Source organism: Streptomyces roseolus, assembly GCF_014649855.1.
Taxonomy (GTDB): Bacteria; Actinomycetota; Actinomycetes; order Streptomycetales; family Streptomycetaceae; genus Streptomyces; species Streptomyces roseolus.
Window position 1 is genome coordinate 1 of record NZ_BMTV01000010.1, and the last position, 16,968, is coordinate 16,968.

Annotated in this window: 17 protein-coding genes; 11 read left to right on the forward strand and 6 right to left on the reverse strand. The window is 73.3% G+C overall.

Features of this window, described 5'->3' with window-relative positions:
• Nucleotides 1–278 precede the first annotated feature (278 nt).
• The 8 genes from IE245_RS13725 (at nucleotide 279) to IE245_RS13760 (ending at nucleotide 9,205) form a co-directional block, all read left to right on the forward strand.
• Nucleotides 279–2,831, forward strand: a complete 2,553-nt coding sequence (locus IE245_RS13725; RefSeq protein WP_189947113.1) for an alpha-L-arabinofuranosidase family protein — start codon at nucleotides 279–281, stop codon at nucleotides 2,829–2,831.
• A gap of 376 nt (nucleotides 2,832–3,207) precedes the next feature.
• On the forward strand, nucleotides 3,208–4,047 hold the full coding sequence (locus IE245_RS13730) for a HipA family kinase (RefSeq protein WP_373305323.1): 840 nt from the start codon (nucleotides 3,208–3,210) through the stop codon (nucleotides 4,045–4,047).
• Complete coding sequence (locus IE245_RS13735; RefSeq protein WP_189947115.1) at nucleotides 4,044–4,427, forward strand: DUF3037 domain-containing protein; 384 nt, start codon at nucleotides 4,044–4,046, stop codon at nucleotides 4,425–4,427. Before IE245_RS13730 ends, IE245_RS13735 begins: the two co-directional genes overlap by 4 nt.
• A 169-nt stretch (nucleotides 4,428–4,596) precedes the next feature.
• Nucleotides 4,597–5,358, forward strand: a complete 762-nt coding sequence (fabG, locus tag IE245_RS13740; RefSeq protein ID WP_189947116.1) for a 3-oxoacyl-ACP reductase FabG — start codon at nucleotides 4,597–4,599, stop codon at nucleotides 5,356–5,358.
• Between the two features lie 29 nt (nucleotides 5,359–5,387).
• Nucleotides 5,388–6,155, forward strand: coding sequence for an SDR family oxidoreductase (locus tag IE245_RS13745; RefSeq protein ID WP_189947117.1), 768 nt, complete (start codon nucleotides 5,388–5,390; stop codon nucleotides 6,153–6,155).
• Nucleotides 6,156–6,304: 149 nt separating this feature from the next.
• On the forward strand, nucleotides 6,305–7,885 hold the full coding sequence (locus IE245_RS13750) for an ABC transporter substrate-binding protein (protein WP_189947118.1): 1,581 nt from the start codon (nucleotides 6,305–6,307) through the stop codon (nucleotides 7,883–7,885).
• A 91-nt stretch (nucleotides 7,886–7,976) separates the two neighbouring features.
• Nucleotides 7,977–8,660, forward strand: coding sequence for a uracil-DNA glycosylase (ung, locus tag IE245_RS13755; protein WP_189947119.1), 684 nt, complete (start codon nucleotides 7,977–7,979; stop codon nucleotides 8,658–8,660).
• Nucleotides 8,661–8,731: 71 nt separating this feature from the next.
• A complete protein-coding gene (locus IE245_RS13760) occupies nucleotides 8,732–9,205 on the forward strand; it encodes a hypothetical protein (RefSeq protein WP_189947120.1) in 474 nt (157 codons plus the stop codon).
• Nucleotides 9,206–9,226: 21 nt separating this feature from the next.
• Here IE245_RS13760 and IE245_RS13765 read toward each other — a convergent pair whose 3' ends face one another.
• The 3 genes from IE245_RS13765 to IE245_RS13775 form a co-directional block, all read right to left on the reverse strand.
• Entirely contained in the window at nucleotides 9,227–9,763 is a 537-nt protein-coding gene (locus IE245_RS13765; RefSeq protein ID WP_229851262.1) for a hypothetical protein, read from the reverse strand.
• 99 nt (nucleotides 9,764–9,862) lie between these two features.
• On the reverse strand, nucleotides 9,863–10,375 hold the full coding sequence (locus tag IE245_RS13770) for a DinB family protein (RefSeq protein ID WP_189947480.1): 513 nt from the start codon (nucleotides 10,373–10,375) through the stop codon (nucleotides 9,863–9,865).
• A 57-nt stretch (nucleotides 10,376–10,432) separates the two neighbouring features.
• A complete protein-coding gene (locus tag IE245_RS13775; RefSeq protein WP_189947121.1) occupies nucleotides 10,433–11,056 on the reverse strand; it encodes a TetR/AcrR family transcriptional regulator in 624 nt (207 codons plus the stop codon).
• A gap of 139 nt (nucleotides 11,057–11,195) precedes the next feature.
• On the opposite strand from IE245_RS13775, the gene IE245_RS13780 reads away from it, so the two are divergent.
• Nucleotides 11,196–12,386, forward strand: a complete 1,191-nt coding sequence (locus IE245_RS13780) for an FAD-dependent monooxygenase (RefSeq protein ID WP_189947122.1) — start codon at nucleotides 11,196–11,198, stop codon at nucleotides 12,384–12,386.
• A 58-nt stretch (nucleotides 12,387–12,444) separates the two neighbouring features.
• Nucleotides 12,445–13,350: a Gfo/Idh/MocA family protein gene (locus tag IE245_RS13785; protein ID WP_189947123.1), complete on the forward strand. Its 906-nt coding sequence runs from the start codon at nucleotides 12,445–12,447 to the stop codon at nucleotides 13,348–13,350.
• On the opposite strand, the gene lnt is transcribed toward IE245_RS13785, so the two are convergent.
• Together lnt and IE245_RS13795 are read right to left on the reverse strand one after the other, a co-directional pair.
• Nucleotides 13,295–14,842 (reverse strand): apolipoprotein N-acyltransferase, encoded by a 1,548-nt coding sequence (gene lnt / locus IE245_RS13790; RefSeq protein WP_189947124.1) that lies wholly within the window; start codon nucleotides 14,840–14,842, stop codon nucleotides 13,295–13,297. The two genes, IE245_RS13785 and lnt, sit on opposite strands and share 56 nt — an antisense overlap.
• A gap of 38 nt (nucleotides 14,843–14,880) precedes the next feature.
• On the reverse strand, nucleotides 14,881–15,327 hold the full coding sequence (locus tag IE245_RS13795) for a nuclear transport factor 2 family protein (protein WP_189947125.1): 447 nt from the start codon (nucleotides 15,325–15,327) through the stop codon (nucleotides 14,881–14,883).
• Nucleotides 15,328–15,405: 78 nt separating this feature from the next.
• Between IE245_RS13795 and IE245_RS13800 the strand changes: the two genes are divergently transcribed.
• Nucleotides 15,406–15,999: a flavin reductase family protein gene (locus tag IE245_RS13800; RefSeq protein WP_189947126.1), complete on the forward strand. Its 594-nt coding sequence runs from the start codon at nucleotides 15,406–15,408 to the stop codon at nucleotides 15,997–15,999.
• Nucleotides 16,000–16,068: 69 nt separating this feature from the next.
• Here the strand turns inward: IE245_RS13800 and IE245_RS13805 are convergent, their stop codons facing one another.
• Nucleotides 16,069–16,944: an undecaprenyl-diphosphate phosphatase gene (locus IE245_RS13805; RefSeq protein WP_189947127.1), complete on the reverse strand. Its 876-nt coding sequence runs from the start codon at nucleotides 16,942–16,944 to the stop codon at nucleotides 16,069–16,071.
• Between the last annotated feature and the right edge of the window lie 24 nt (nucleotides 16,945–16,968).

A 16,968-nucleotide genomic window follows, 5' to 3' on the forward strand; every position in this document is an offset into this window, starting at 1 on the left:
CACCCCCATCTCCCCGCCCCGCACCTTTCGGACCGCTCCTTCGCACGCGAGCACGGCCCGACGCCCGCCACGGCCCGTCGGCCACCGCGTGACCACGACGGCGCGGCCGCGGCGCGCCCCCCTACCGGCGTGCCGCGCCGCGACGGCCCGGCGGCGGCGCACACCCGCCCCCGGGCCGCGGGAGCCCGAGCACCGACGAGCGCCCCGGGTCCCGCCCTTACCGCACCGCGCACAGAGAGCACGACGCCCCCGCACCTCCCGTCTCAAGGAGAGCCGCCTTGCGCCCACGCAACCGCACCACCGGAAAGGCCGGTGTCCTCACCGGCGGCCTGCTGGCCACCTCACTGGCAGCCGGCCTCCTCACCCAGACCCCGGCGGCGGCGGACCCCGCCGTGACCGACTACACCCTCTCCGTCGACGCCGCCGGCACGGGGCCGGCGATCGACCCCACCCTGTACGGCGTCTTCTTCGAAGACATCAACAACGCGGCCGACGGCGGCCTCTACGCCGAGCTCGTGCAGAACCGCTCCTTCGAGTTCGGCCCCGCCGACAACCGGTCCTACACCCCGCTGACCTCCTGGCAGCAGACCGCGTCCGGCGGCGCCACCGGCACCCTCGAGGTCGTCGACGACGCCGAGCGGCTGAACGAGCGCAACCGCAACCACCTGCGCGTCGACCTCGCCGGCACGGGCGGCACCACCGGCCGCTTCGGCGTCGTCAACAGCGGCTACGGCGCGGGCATCGCCCTCAAGGAGGGCAGGCGGTACGACTTCTCCGTCTGGGCGCGCACGGACGCCCCGGCCGGCACCCGTCTCACGGCCGACCTGCGCACCGCCGACGGCACCGTCCTGACCGCGCCGCTCGGCGTCACCGTGCGCGGCGACCGGTGGACCAAGTACACCGGCACGCTCGTCCCCAAGGTGACCACCACCGCGGGACGGCTCGCGGTGACGGCCGCCGGCTCCGGGACCCTCCGCCTCGACATGGTCTCGCTCTTCCCCCGCGACACCTACAAGGGCCGCGCGAACGGGCTGCGCAAGGACCTCGCCGAGAAGATCGCCGCGCTGAACCCCGGCTTCCTGCGCTTCCCCGGCGGGTGCCTGGTCAACACCGGCAGCCACCACGCCTACGAGGCCCCGGACTGGGAACGCCGCCGCTCCTACCAGTGGAAGGACACGATCGGCCCGGTCGAGCAGCGGGCCGTCAACGCCAACTTCTGGGGCTACCACCAGAGCTACGGCCTCGGCTACTACGAGTACTTCCAGTTCGCCGAGGACATCGGCGCGATGCCGCTGCCCGTGGTGCCCGCCCTGGTCACCGGCTGCGGACAGAACCAGGCCACCGACGACCCGGCCCTGCTGAAGCGGCACGTCCAGGACACCCTGGACCTGATCGAGTTCGCCAACGGCCCCGTCACCTCCACCTGGGGCCGCAAGCGCGCCGAGATGGGCCACCCGAAGCCCTTCGGCCTGACCCACCTGGGCGTCGGCAACGAGGAGAACCTGCCCGACGCCTTCTTCGTCCGCTTCACCGAGTTCCGCCAGGCCATCGAGGCCGAGCACCCCGAGATCACGATCGTCTCCAACTCCGGCCCCGCCTCCGAGGGCGCCACCTTCGACCGGCTGTGGGACCTCAACCGCCGGGCCGGCGTCGACATGGTCGACGAGCACTACTACAACTCCCCGCAGTGGTTCCTGGAGAACAACGACCGCTACGACTCCTACGACCGCAACGGCCCCAAGGTCTTCCTCGGCGAGTACGCCTCCCGCGACAACCTCTTCGCCAACGCCCTGTCCGAGGCGGCGTTCATGACCGGACTGGAGCGCAACGCCGACGTCGTCAAGCTCGCCTCGTACGCGCCGCTGCTCGCCGACGTGGACAAGAACCAGTGGCGGCCGGACATGATCTGGTTCGACAACGACCGCTCCTGGGGCTCCACCAGCTACGAGGTCCAGAAGCTGTTCATGAACAACACCGGCGACCGGGTCGTGCCGAGCCGCGCCTCCGCCACCCCGTCCGTCTCCGGCCCGATCACCGGCGCGGTCGGCCTGTCGACCTGGGCCACCAGCGCCGCCTACGACGACGTCGAGGTCACCGCGGCGAACGGCGCCACCCTGCTGAAGGACGACTTCTCCGCCGGGGACTCCCGATGGACGCCGGCGGCCGGGCGCGGCACCTGGGCCGTCCGGGACGGGGCGTACGTCCAGACCGACGAGGCCGCCGAGGACACCCTGGTCACCGCGGGCGACCCGGGCTGGCAGGACTACGACCTGAAGGTCAAGGCCACCAAGAAGTCCGGCAAGGAAGGGTTCCTGGTCGCCTTCGGCGTGCGCGACACCGGAAACCACTACTGGTGGAATCTCGGCGGCTGGGCCAACACCCGCTCCGCCGTCGAGAAGGCCGTCGACGGGGGCAAGCAGACCCTGCTGGAGCACCCCACCACCATCGAGACGGGCCGTACCTACGACATCCGCGTCCAGGTGCGGGGCCGCCAGGTCACCCTCTACCTCGACGGGCGGAAGTGGGGCTCCTTCACCGACGACAAGGCCGCCGAGCCCTTCCGCCAGGTGGTGACCCGGGACAAGGGCGACCTCGTCGTCAAGGTCGTCAACGCCCAGGCCGCCGCGGCCCGCACGAGCATCGACCTCGGTACCTCCCGGGTCGCCCCGACGGCCCGGCTGACCGTCCTCGAAGGCGCGCCGGACGCGGTGAACAGCGCCGACGCCCAGCCGATCCGGCCGCGGACGACGACGCTGGAAGGCATCGGCCGGACCTTCACCCACACCTTCCCCGCCCACTCGGTCACCTTCCTGCGCGTCAGGACCAGGTAGGAGAACAGGCGGCGCGCCGCGCCGCCGCCCCGCGCCCCGGTCGGGAAAGGCCCCCCTTTCCCGACCGGGGCGCACGCGCGGGCGGCCGCGAGCGGCGAACGGGCCGGGCCGGCACCGGAGCGCGGGCGCACCGCGCCGGCCGCTCCTCGCCGAAGATCACCCTCGGTTACTATGCTCCCTTCATGCCGGAAACCGGCAGCAAGGGGCACGGCACCATCGGCGGTCTTCACCGGCGGCCTTCCGGGGGAGCGGGGAGACCGGCTCGCCGGCCGGACCCCCGGACTCTCCCAGCGCCGTCGACCGGTGACTCCCGCCCCCACGCTCCGGAGAAGTCGGCCGCGGATTGCAAGGCTGAAGAGATGGGTGGCCTGGAGAAGTGTTGGAAGAGGTCGTAGCGACCCGCTATGTCACGCCCCTGCGTGAAGGCGGCTCGCTCCCCGGGATCGTCGAGGCCGACGACCTCGGCACGTACGTCATGAAGTTCACCGGCGCCGGACAGGGGCGCAAGACCCTCGTCGCGGAGGTGATCTGCGGGCAGCTCGCCCGGCGGCTCGGGCTGCGGGTGCCCGAGCTGGTCACCCTCCAGCTCGACCCGGTCATCGGGCTCTCCGAGCCCGACCAGGAGGTGCAGGAGCTGCTCAAGGCGAGCGGCGGGCTCAACCTCGGGATGGACTTCCTGCCCGGCTCGCTGGGCTTCGACCCGCTGGCGTACGAGGTCGATCCGGCGGAGGCCGGGAAGGTCGTCTGGTTCGACGCGGTGATCAACAACGTCGACCGGTCCTGGCGCAATCCGAACATGCTCGTCTGGCACGGCGAGCTCTGGCTCATTGACCACGGCGCCACCATGATCTGGCACCACAACTGGCCGGGCGCCGCCGCCTCGGCCGCCAAGCCGTACGACGCCTCCGACCACGCCCTCGCCCCCTTCGGCCCGGACGTGGCCGCGGCCGCCGCCGAGCTCGCGCCGCTCGTCACCCGGGAGCTGCTCGACGAGGTGGCCGCCGACGTGCCCGACGAGTGGCTGGTCGACGAGCCCGGCTTCGACTCCACCGACGCCCTGCGCGCCGCGTACGTCGAGGCGCTGCTGCCGCGCGCCGCGACCATCCACGAGCGGATCACCCTCGGCCCGCGCACCGACCGCCGCCCGCAGCAGCCGCCCGGCTGGCTCGCCGAGCGCCTCGCCCCCCGCCCCGCCCAGAAGGACACCACCCCGTGACCGACCGCGATGTCTTCGAGTACGCGCTGCTGCGCGTGGTGCCGCGCGTCGAGCGCGGCGAGTGCTTCAACGCGGGCGTGGTCGTCTACTGCCGCGCCCGGTCCTTCGTCGCCGCCCGCACCCACCTGGACGAGGCCAAGCTGGCCGCGCTCGACCCGGCGGCGGACGTCACCGGCGTCCGCGCCGCCCTGCGGGCCGTCGAGGGAGTCTGCCTCGGCGGCGACGCGGCGGGCCAGGCTTCGGGGGACGACGCCGGGCGGCGCTTCCGGTGGCTGATCGCGCCGCGCTCCACGGTGGTGCAGCCGGGCCCGGTGCACACCGGCCTCACCGGGGACCCCGAGGCCGAGGTGGAACGCCTGCTCGACGTCCTCGTCCGTTAGGGCCTGTCTGACCGTTCCCGCCGGGTGACGGCGGAGTGACGGGGTGCACCCGGTGGGCCGTTGACACCGGGTGCCAGGGCTTCTAGCGTCTCGTCCAGCGGTCGTACTAAGCGGTCGCTCATGTCCCGGGGGAGAGCCCGGGACCCCCTGAGGGCGAGGAGAAGCAACCATGTCCACCACCGAGCAGCGCGTAGCCGTCGTCACCGGTGCCGCACGGGGCATCGGCGCCGCCACCGCGATCCGCCTCGCGGCCGAGGGCCGCGCCGTCGCCGTCCTCGACCTGGACGAGGCGGCCTGCAAGGACACCGTCGAGAAGATCACCGCCGCCGGCGGCCGCGCCCTCGCGGTCGGCTGCGACGTCTCCGACGGCGCCCAGGTGGAGGCCGCGGTCGCCCGTGTCGCCGCCGAGCTCGGCGCGCCCACGATCCTCGTCAACAACGCCGGCGTGCTCCGCGACAACCTGCTGTTCAAAATGTCCGAGGCCGACTGGGACCTGGTCATGAACGTGCACCTCAAGGGTGCCTTCCTGATGGCGAAGGCCTGTCAGAAGCACATGGTGGACGCGGGCTTCGGCCGGATCGTCTCGCTCTCCTCCTCCTCGGCGCTCGGCAACCGCGGCCAGGCCAACTACGCGGCGGTCAAGGCCGGCCTCCAGGGCTTCACCAAGACCCTCGCCAAGGAGCTCGGCAAGTTCGGCATCACCGCCAACGCGGTCGCCCCCGGCTTCATCGTCACCGAGATGACCGCCCAGACCGCCGAGCGCGTCGGCATGGGCTTCGAGGACTTCCAGGCCGCCGCCGCCTCCATGATCCCGGTCCAGCGCGTCGGCCGCCCCGAGGACGTCGCCAACGCCATCGCCTTCTTCGCGGGCGACGACGCCGGCTTCGTCTCCGGCCAGGTCATGTACGTGGCCGGCGGCCCGCTCAACTGACCACGGCGACGAGAGAGAAGGAGAGCGGGATGACCGCACAGGAGCCGCCGGAGCTCTCCGGCAAGGTCGCGCTCGTCACCGGCGCCAGCCGGGGCATCGGCTTCGGCATCGCCCAGGCGCTCGTCGCCCGGGGCGACCGGGTCGTCATCACCGGACGCGGCGAGGAGGCCCTCAAGGAGGCCGTGGAGCGCCTCGGCACCGACCGCGCCGTCGGTGTCGCGGGCAAGGCCCACGACACCGCCCACCAGGCCGCCGCCGTCGAGGCCGCGATGGACGCCTTCGGCCGGATCGACCACCTGGTGAACAACGCCGGCACGAACCCGGTCTTCGGCCCCCTCGCCGATCTGGACCTGGACGTGGCCCGGAAGGTCTTCGAGACGAACGTGGTCTCGGCGCTCGGATTCGCGCAGCGGACCTGGCACGCGTGGCAGAAGGAGAACGGCGGCACGATCGTGAACATCGCCTCCGTCGCCGGAATCTCCGCCTCGCCCTTCATCGGAGCCTATGGCGTCAGCAAGGCCGCGATGATCAACCTGACCCAGCAGCTGGCGCACGAATTCGCGCCGGTGGTCCGGGTGAACGCCATCGCCCCGGCCGTGGTGAAGACGAAATTCGCGCAGGCGCTGTACGAGGGCCGTGAGGCCGAGGCCGCCGCCGCGTACCCCATGGGCAGGCTCGGCGTGCCCGAGGACATCGGCGGCGCCACCGCCTTCCTGACCTCGGACCAGTCCGGATGGATCACGGGCCAGACCCTGGTCGTCGACGGCGGCATTTTCCTGAACGCCGGAGTCGGGTGACCGATTATCGGACACTTTCCGGAATTTCCTGTCCGGATTGGCCCCGGTTGCGTCTCGATCGTCTCAAGTGCCCCGCCGGGCTCGCCCATTGACCTGGCGGGGTACTGCGGTATCGTCGGCCGACCCCAGGCTGAACGAGGAGCGTGCACGTGTTCAACCGGACGAGTCTGCAGGCCGCTGCAGCCCTTGCGTCCATATCCCTGGTATCCGGATGCGGTGTTTTCTCGGATACCGAGTCCGCCGGGGAGCAGAGGATCACCATCGGGACGACGAGTTCCCCCACGACGCTCGATCCCGCGGCTTCCTGGGACAATTCCTGGGAGATCTTCCGGAACGTCTACCAGACCCTGGTGAGCTTCCCCACGGGATCCAATGTACCGAAGCCCGACGCGGCCGAATGCAAATTCACCGACGCGTCCAGCCGGGTCTTCGAGTGCACGCTCTTCGAGGGTCTCAAGTTCTCCAACGGCCACAAGCTCGACGCCGAGGCCGTGCGCCACTCCATCGAGCGCATCCGCACCATCGACGCCGAGGGCGGCCCCAACGGCATGCTCGGCTCGCTCTCCTCCGTCGAGACGGTCGGCGAGCGCACCGTCGTCTTCAAGCTGAACAAGGCCGACGCGACCTTCCCCTTCGTCCTCGCCACCCCCGCGATGTCGATCGTGGACCCGGCCGAGTACCCGGCCGACAAGCTGCGCCCGAAGGACGGCAAGATCGCCGGCTCCGGCCCGTACGTCCTCAACGCCTACGAGGTGGGCAAGCAGGCCGAGCTGACCCGCAACCCGAACTACAAGGGCTTCGCCGACCCCAAGAACGGCGGCGTGACCATCAAGTACTTCGACGAGTCGGAGGCGATGGTCAAGGCCCTGCGCGACGAGGAGATCGACGCCACCTACCGCGGTCTGACCGCGGAGGAGGTGACCTCCCTGGAGTCGGACAGCGAGGAGAACAAGGGTCTCCAGCTCGTCGAGTCCACCGGCGCCGACATCCGCTACCTGGTCTTCAACACCCAGGACGAGTCGGTGGCGAACCCGGCCGTCCGCCGCGCCATCGCCCAGCTCGTCGACCGCGACCAGCTGGTCAGCAAGGTCTACCGCGGGACCGCCGAGCCGCTGTACTCGATGGTGCCCAAGGGCATCGCCGCCCACACCACCAAGTACTTCGACACCTACGGCCACCCGGACAAGAAGAAGGCCGCGAAGATCCTGGAGAAGGCCGGGATCACCAAGAAGGTCGAACTGAACTTCTGGTACACGACCGACCGGTACGGCTCCGCCACGGCCGCCGAGTTCGCCGAGCTGAAGCGCCAGCTGGAGGAGTCCGGCCTCTTCAAGGTGACCATCCAGGGCAAGCCGTGGACCGAGTACCAGGCTGCCTACCAGCAGGGCGAGTACGCCGTCTTCGGACGCGGCTGGTTCCCCGACTTCCCGGACCCGGACAACTTCATCGCCCCCTTCCTGGGCAAGAAGAACGTGCTCGGCACCCCCTACCTGAGCCCGCGCATCACCGACGAGCTGCTGCCCAAGTCCCGCCGCGAGAGCGACCGGGGGGCCGTCACCGACGAGTTCGAGGAGGCGCAGGAGATCATGGTCGAGGACGTCCGGCTGCTGCCGCTGTGGCAGGGCAAGCTGTACATCGCCGCCCGCGAGGACATCGGCGGCGGCGAGCGCGCGCTCGACCCGCAGACGGTCATGCAGCTGTGGGAGCTGCACCGCCGCGCCAGCTGGTAGCCGGCGCCGCGGAGGGCTGCCGGGGCCCGTTGTCAGTGGGCCCCGGTAGGTTCCGTATCCGGAACTGCCGAACCACCGGAGGTTGTGGACCGTGACCGACATCAACATGCTGCCCGAGTCCTGGCGAGGCGTCCTCGGCGAGGAGCTGGACAAGCCGTACTTCGCCCGGCTCGTCGAGTTCGTCGAGCAGGAGCGGGCCGCCGGGCCGGTCTACCCGCCGAAGGACGAGGTCTTCGCGGCGCTGTCCGCCACTCCGTACGACAAGGTGAAGGTCCTGATCCTCGGTCAGGACCCGTACCACGGCGAGGGCCAGGGCCACGGCCTGTGCTTCTCCGTCCGCCCCGGCGTGAAGACCCCGCCGTCGCTGCGGAACATCTACAAGGAGATGCACGCCGAGCTCGGCCACCCGATCCCGGACAACGGCTATCTGATGCCGTGGGCCGAGCAGGGCGTCCTGCTGCTCAACGCGGTCCTCACGGTCCGCGCCGGCGAGGCGAACTCGCACAAGAACAAGGGCTGGGAGAAGTTCACCGACGCCGTCATCACGGCCGTCGCCTCCCGCCCGGACCCGGCCGTCTTCGTCCTGTGGGGCAACTACGCCCAGAAGAAGCTGCCGCTCATCGACGAGGAGCGGCACGTCGTGGTGAAGGGCGCCCACCCCTCGCCGCTGTCGGCGAAGAAGTTCTTCGGCTCCCGGCCGTTCACCCAGATCGACGCGGCCGTCGCCGCCCAGGGCCACGAGCCGATCGACTGGCGCATCCCGGACCTCGGCTGAGCCTCGGCGCGATCGGGGCCGTCGCCGGTTAGCGTCGGATCTCCACGCAGGGTGAGCGCCGGGAGGCCGCGGTGACCGAGCAGCAGCGGACGTCGGACGAGGGAGTCCTGACCAGGATCGGCCAGGCCAGGATGCTCCTCCACGGCGGCGACCGGGAGGAGGCGCGCAACCGCCTCGGCGCCCTGTGGCAGCAGCTCGACCCCGACGGGGACCCGCTCCACCGCTGCACCCTCGCCCACTACCTGGCCGACACCCAGGACGACCCCGACACCGAGCTCGCCTGGGACCTGCGCGCCCTCAGCGCCGCCGAGGGCCTGGAGGACGGACGGCTCGCCGCGCACGACTCGGCGGCCGCCCTGCGCGCCCTCTACCCCAAGCTGCACCTCGACCTCGCCGCCGACTACGCCAAGCTGCGCAGACCGGACGCCGCGCGGGCCCATCTGGAGCGGGCCCGCGCCGCCTCCGACGCCCTCGACGACGACCGGTACGGCAGAGGGGTCAGGGCTGCCATCGAGGGCCTCGACCGGCGGCTCCGCGAAGGCTGAGTCGTTCGGTGGCCGCCCGGCTCAGCGTTCGTACGCGCCCCGGCACAGCCCGCCCCGGACGGTCGCGGGGTCCAGGGCGCCGTACCGCTCGCCGAGCTCGCAGACGTCCTTCCCGGTGACCGGCGGAGCCTTCCGCAGCCGCTCCGCCAGCCGCTCCAGCTCCCGGACCTCCGGCGTGGCGGGCGGCGACACCCGTGCCACGCGCCCGGCGGGCGGCCGGACGGCGGCGGGGGCGGGGGAGGCGGAGGGGGAGGAAGGGGCCACGGGGGGCGGGGTGCGGGACGGGGCCGCGTGACCGGTGGCGCGGCGGGTCTCGCCGCGCGGCGGGGCGGCCGCGCTCCGGGCCGGCGCCGGGAGCGCCGCTTCCAGGGCCTCCCGGGCCGGGCCCTGGAGGACGATCTGCGGCTCCACCTCCTGGGGAGGGCGTACGGGGTCGGTCGCGGGCGCGGGAGACGGCGCGGGCGCCGGGGGCGGCCCGTCGACGGCGACGCACCCGGTCAGGGCGACGGCGACGGCGGCACCGGCCAGCAGCCGCGCGGGGGTTCGGGTTCCTTGCACCCGCGTCACTCTGCTGGTCCGGCGCCGGTCTTCGAACCCCTACCGGCGGGGAATGCCCCGCACGGGTGAGCGGCCGGTCACCCTCCTTGACCGGGCGGGTCAGTCGCCGGTGGCGCCGTCGATGCGTTCGCGGATGAGGTCGGCGTGACCGTTGTGCCGCGCGTACTCCTCGATCATGTGGAGGTAGATCCAGCGCAGGTTGAACAGTTCGCCGCTGCGGTGGACGCCTGCTCCGAGGTCGTCCAGGGAACGCCCGGCGGCGACCTCGCGGGCGTGGGCGATCTCGTCCTGCCAGGTGGCGTACGCCTCCGCGTAGCCGTCCTCCGGGGTGACGTGGAGGTCCCGGTCGAAGTCCTCCTCGGTGGCGTACAGCCAGGGGGCCTCCTCGCCGGCGAGGACCCGGCGGAACCAGCCGCGCTCGACCTCGGCCATGTGCCGGACGAGGCCGAGGAGGCTGAGGTCGGAGGGCGGGGCGGAGGCGGTGCGCACCTGCTCGTCGGTGAGGCCGGCGCACTTCGTCGCCAGGGTCGCGCGGTGGTAGTCGAGCCACTGCTCCAGGGCCTGGCGCTCGTCCGCGGTGGTGGACGGATCGACGCGCTCGGGTGCTGCCATGTGATCGGTGGTCATGCGGACATCGTGGCGGAAGCCCGTCGCGGCGCGCCAGGCCTTTCAGCGCGAGGGGCCGGGGAGCATCCCGCGCAACAACTCGTCGAATCCGGTGCGCAGCTCCTCGCGGCCGGGCGGGGCCGCGTGGAAGGAGCCGACGGCACAGGAGAACATCAGCCCCTCGCACCAGGCGATCAGCGAGAGGGCGTGCCGCTCCGGGGAGGACGAGCCGGCACCGCGCATCATCGCGATCACCGGGCCGCGGAAGGCGGCGCCGGCGCGGTCGAAGAAGTCGCGCAGCTCCGGGCGGCGGGTCGCCTCCAGGGCCAGCTCGTAGCGGGAGACGAGCAGCGAGCGGTGGTCGGTCAGATAGCGGTGCAGGGCGAGCGCGAGGGCGTCCGCGAGGAGCTCGGGGCTCGCGCCCGGCGGCGGCAGCTCGTCCGGGGCGAGGACCCGCGCCTCGCGCTCGGCCTGGCGGCGGACGGCCGTCTCCAGGAGGGCCTGGCGGGTGCGCGCGTGGTTGGAGGTGGAGCCCTGCGGCAGTCCGGCCCGCTCGTCCACCGCGCGGTGGGTGAGCCCGCGCATCCCGCGCTCCACCAGCAGGTCGAGGGCCGCGTCGCCGATCCGGTCGGCGCGGGTCGGGGCGGGTTCCGGAGCCGGGGCGGGGGCCGGGGTGTGCGCGGTCATGGGGACCAACCTAGGTCATGGGGCCGTCCCCCGGGCCTCCCCGCCTTCCCGTGTGACTACGGCTGTAGTACGGTCGTGGCGTCGGCTACTACAGCTGTAGTCGACGGAGCCCCGCAGCCGTCGCACCGAGGGAGCAGTCATGACACAGCACCGCGCCGTCGTCCTGGGAGCGGGCATCGGCGGCCTCACCGCGGCCGTCGGACTCCACCGGCGCGGCTGGGACGTCACCCTCCTCGAACGCGCCGCCGACCTCGCCCCCGTCGGCGCCGGCATCGCCCTCGCCCCCAACGCCCTGCGCGCCCTCGACACCCTCGGCCTCGGCGACCGCGTCCGCGACCTCGCCGCCTGGCAGGGCGACGGCGGCATGCGCTCCCCCGACGGCCGCTGGCTCGTCCGCACCGACGCCCGCGCCGCCGCCGAGCGCTTCGGCGGCCCCCTCGTCCTCCTCCACCGCGCCACCCTCGTCGAGATCCTCGCCTCCGCCCTTCCGGCGCGGGCGGTCCGCACCGGCGCGCCCGCCGCCCTCGCCCACCCCGGCGACGCCCGGACCCCCGCCCGCGTCACCACCCCCGACGGCGACCTGGAGGCCGAACTCGCCGTCGCCGCCGACGGCATCCGCTCCGCCGCCCGCACGGCGCTCTTCCCCGGCCACCCCGGACCGCGCTACTCCGGCCGCACCACCTGGCGGATCGTCACCCCGGCCCCCGCCCGCCCCTTCGCCCCCCACGAGACCTGGGGCCCCGGCCGCATCTGGGGCACCCAGCCCCTCAAGGACGGCCGGATCTACGCCTACGCCATGGCCGCCGCGCCCGCCGGGGCCCACGCCCCCGACGGCGAACTCGCCGAACTCCGCCGGCTCTTCGGTGACTGGCACCACCCCGTGCCCGAGATCCTCGCCGCCGCCGACCCCGACGAGGTGCTGCGCCACGACGTCCACCACCTCGCCGACCCGCTCCCCGCCTTCCACCGGGGCCGCACCGCGCTCCTCGGCGACGCGGCCCACGCGATGATGCCCAGCCTCGGGCAGGGCGGGAACCAGGCCATCGAGGACGCCGTCGTCCTCGCCCACCACGCCCGCGTCCCCGCCGCGTTCGACCCGGGCCCGGCCCTCGCCGCGTACACCGCCGACCGGCTGCCGCGCACCACCGCCCTGGTCCGCAAGGCGGCCCGCACCGGCGCCCTCACCCTCGTGTCCGCCCGCCCGGCCGTCGCCCTGCGCGACACGCTCCTGCGGACCGTCTGCCGCCTCGGCCCCGGTCTCGTCCTGCGCGGCTTCGACGGCGTCGCCGACTGGCGGCCCCCGGTCGCGGAGCCCTCCCGCGTAAGCTGACCAGCGCGAACGGCCCCCGTCCCACGGGCCGTCGGACCACCCCAGAGGGAGAGACCCCGTGAAGATCGGCTGCATCGGACTCGGCGACATCGCGCAGAAGGCGTACCTGCCCGTCCTCGCCACCCTCCCCGGGGCCGAACTCCACCTCCAGACACGCACCCCCGCCACCCTCGACCGCGTCGCCGACACCTTCCACGTCCCGGCCGCCCGCCGCCACCGGGACCTCGACGGGCTGCTCGCCGCCGGACTCGACGCGGCCTTCGTGCACGCCTCCACCGCCGCCCACCCCGAGATCGCCGGCCGCCTCCTCGACGCCGGCGTCCCCACCTACGTCGACAAGCCGCTCGCCTACGAGTACGCCGAATCCGAGCGGATCGTCGAACTGGCCGAGAAGCGCGGCGTCTCCCTCGCCGTCGGCTTCAACCGGCGCCTCGCCCCCGGCTACGCCCAGTGCCTCGACCACCCGCGCGAGCTGATCCTGATGCAGAAGAACCGCATCGGGCTCCCCGAGGACCCGCGCACCTTCGTCCTCGACGACTTCATCCACGTCGTCGACACCCTCCGCTTCCTGCTCCCCGGCGAGGCCGACCACGTCGACGTCCGGGCCCGCGTCCGCGACGGCCTCATGCACCACGTGGTGCTCCAGCTCTCCGGCGACGGCTTCACCGCCATCGGCGTGATGAACCGGATGAACGGCTCCACCGAGGAGGTCCTGGAGGTCTCCGGCCAGGACACCAAGCGCCAGGTCCTCAACCTCGCCGAGATTGTCGACCACAAGGGCCAGCCCAGCGTCCGCCGGCGCGGCGACTGGGTCCCGGTCGCCCGCCAGCGGGGCATCGAACAGGCCGTCCACGCCTTCCTCGACGCCGTCCGCGACGGCACCGTCCTCAGCGCCCGCGACGCGCTGCTCACCCACGCCCTGTGCGAGCGCGTCGTCCGGGACGCCCTGGAGCAGGCCTCCTGACCGCACCGGCGCCCGCCGCCGCGCACACCCCGCCGATCACGAGGCAGGCGCCGTACAGCGGCCAGTCGCCCCACCGGACGTACGCCGTCGTCGTCCCCGACAGCGGCAGTTCGCGGACGACGGCCGTGCTCGCGTCCGTGCCGACGGGCGGTCCCACGCGCCGGCCGTCGGGGCCGTACGCGGCGCTGACGCCGGTCAGCGTCGCGTGCACCACCGGGCGGCCCGTCTCCGCCGCCCGCAGCGCCGCGAGCGAGGCGTGCTGCGCGGGCGCCCAGCTGCCCTGGAAGGTGCTGGTCGAGGACTGGACGACGATCACGTCCGCCCCGTCCCGGGCCAGCCGCCGACCCATGTCGGGGAACGCGGACTCGAAGCAGACCAGCGGTCCGACCGCGGGCCGCCCCGCGCCGGGCAGCGGCATCACCACCGGCGCCGTGCCCCGTCGCCGGTCCTCCTCGGCCGCCTTCCCCACGGAGGTCGCCCAGCCGAGCAGGCCCCGGGCCGGCACGTACTCGCCGAACGGCACGAGCCGCATCTTGTCGTACCGCTCACCGGTGGGTCCGTCCGGCGTGAAGAGCAGCGCGCTCTTGTGGATGCCGGGGCGGTCCGCCCGGCGCGCGTCCACGTTCACCAGGAGCGGCGCGTCGACCGTCCGCGCGAGCGCGGTCAGCCGGGCGGCCAGCGCCGGATCGCCGGCCGGGTCCCGGCCCACCCCGCTCTCGCCCCACACCACCAGGTCGAGCCGCTGCCCGGCGAGACCCCGCGTCAGCTCCACGGCCCGGTCGAGGCGCCGCTCGGCGCCCTCCGGCCCGCCGTGCACCCCCGGCTGCACCATCGCCACCCGCACCGCGCCGGACGGGCGCGGCACCCCGACGCCCCACGCCGCCGTCCCCGCCACCAGGGCGCACGCGGCGAGCCCCGCCACCCCCACCGACCGCAGCCCCGGCACGGCGACCAGGAGCACCACCGCCGTGTTCACCGCCACCACGAGCAGGCTCACCAGCCACACGCCGCCCACCGAGGCGAGCCGCAGCGCCGCCGGCGCCTCCCACTGGCTCGCGCCGAGCAGCCCCCACGGACCGCCCAGCCCCTCCCACGACCGGACCAGCTCGATCAGCAGCCACCCCGACGGCACCGCGCACAGCGCGCCGGCGGCCCGCCCCGGAGTCGGCGCCCCGCCGAGCGCCGCCCGCACCAGCACGCCCCACGGCGCCCAGAGCAGCCCGAGCAGCACCGCCATCACCAGCAGGAACACATGGACGCTCGGCAGCAGCCAGTGGTGCACGGCCAGCAGGAAGCCGACGCCCCCGCACCACCCGTCCAGGGCCGCCCGGCGCGCCCCCGGAGCCGTACGGACGAGGAGCAGCCAGGGCACCAGGCAGACGTACGCCCACCACCACAGGCCGGGGGCGGGGAAGGCGAGGGCCGGCAGCGCGCCGCAGACGACGGCGCACAGCGACCGCACCGGCCTCGCCCGCCCCAGGGGGTTCCGCATCGTGTGCCTCCCGCCCGTCGCCTCCAGTCTGCGCCCGGCTACGGGATCCGGCGCCAGCGCTCCTCCACGACGACCGAGCGCAGCCGCCAGCCGTCGGCGGTGCGGCGGGCCGCGAAGGCGTACCGGCCGCCGCAGACGAAGTCGTCGCCGGAGGCCGTCCGCATCGGGTTGACGTAGTCGGCGCGGACCTCGGCGGCGTCGCCGGTCTCGGCGTAGCCGCCGGGCCGGTGCAGGGTCACCCGCCGGTTGACGATCAGGTGCTGGCGCACCGGGAAGAGGGCCATCGTCGCCGCCAGCCAGTCGGCGACCTCGGCGGCGGGCCCCTCGATGCCGCCGGAGCCGGAGTAGTCGGCGCGCCCGTCCGGGGTGAAGAGGGCGCGGTAGCCGGGCCAGTCGGCGTCGTCCACGGCCGCCGCGTACCCGGTGACCAGGTCGTCGACGGCGAGCCGGTCCATCACGTCCGCGAGGTCCACGCGCTGCGTCATCGCCTCAGTGTCGGGCAGCGGGCGCACGGCGCCAAGAGGCGTGCGCCCCCCGTCCCCGGCCGCGGTCATACTGGCCGGATGCGCATCGACGTCGACCCCGCCCGGACCGATCCCACCGCCGTCTACCGGCTGCTGACCGCGACGGTCGTCCCCCGGCCGATCGCCTGGGTCTCCACGCGTTCCGCCGACGGAACGGACAACCTCGCCCCGCACTCCTTCTTCACCATCGCCTCGGTGAACCCGCCGGTCGTGCAGTTCACCTCCGTCGGCCGGAAGGACTCGCTGCGCAACGTGGAGGAGACCGGCGAGTTCGTGGTGAACCTCGCCCCCGAGGGACTCCTCGAGCAGATCAACGCCACCGCCACGGACTTCCCGCGCGGCACGAGCGAGTTCGACGCCTGCGGGGTGGAGCGCGAACCGGGCCACCGGGTGAAGGTGCCCCGGGTGGCCGCGTCGCCGGTGGCCCTGGAGTGCGAGCTGCACAGCACGCTGCGGATCGGGGACTCGACCGTGGTCTTCGGGCGTGTCGTGCACGTCGCCGTCGACGAGGCGTTCCTGGACGACGGCCACCCCGAGGTCACCCGGATGCGCCCGCTGACCCGGCTCGGGAAGAACGAGTGGGGCACCCTCGGCGGGGTCAGGGAGCTCGCCCGGATCCCCTACCAGGGCTGAGGAACGAACCGGGGGCGGGTCCCGCGAGACGCGGGACCCGCCCCCGGCGGGGCTCTGCGCCCTCGGAGGTCAGTGGCCGGACTCGCCCGCGTGCGGGCTGAGGACGTCCGTGCCGACCAGGACGAACAGCAGGACGCCCAGCGCGATGCGGTAGTACACGAACGGCATGAACGACTTCGTGGTGATGAACTTCATGAACCAGGCGATCACCGCGTAGCCGACGCCGAAGGCGACGATCGTCGCGAAGACCGTCGGCCCCCAGGAGACGTGTCCGCCCTCGGTCGCGTCCTTCAGCTCGAAGACGCCCGAGGCGAGCACGGCGGGGATCGCCAGGAGGAACGAGTACCGGGCGGCGGACTCGCGGGTGTAGCCCATCAGCAGACCGCCGGAGATCGTCGCGCCCGAGCGGGAGACGCCCGGGATGAGCGCCATCGCCTGGCAGAAGCCGTAGATCAGGCCGTCGCGGACGCCGAGGTCCTTGAGCGTCTTGCGCTCCCTGACCACCCGGTGGCGCCCGCCGATCTCGTCGCGGGCGGCGAGCCGGTCGGCGATGCCGAGCACGACGCCCATCACGATGAGCGTCGTGGCGATGAGCCGCAGATCGCGGAAGGGGCCTTCGATCTGGTCCTTGAGCGTGACGCCGAGGACGCCGATCGGGATGGAGCCGACGATCACCAGCCAGCCCATCTGGGCGTCGTGGTCGGAACGCATCGACTTGTCCTTCAGCGAGCGGAACCACGCCGAGAGGATCCTGCCGATGTCCTTGCGGAAGTAGATCAGGACGGCGGTCTCCGTGCCGATCTGCGTGATCGCCGTGAAGGCCGCGCCCGGGTCCTCCCAGCCGGCGAAGGCGGCGGTGAGCCGGAGGTGCGCGCTGGAGGAGATGGGAAGGAACTCCGTCAGCCCCTGGACGAGTCCGAGGATGAACGATTCGAACCAACTCATGGGGCTTGGGCCGTCCCGTATGTA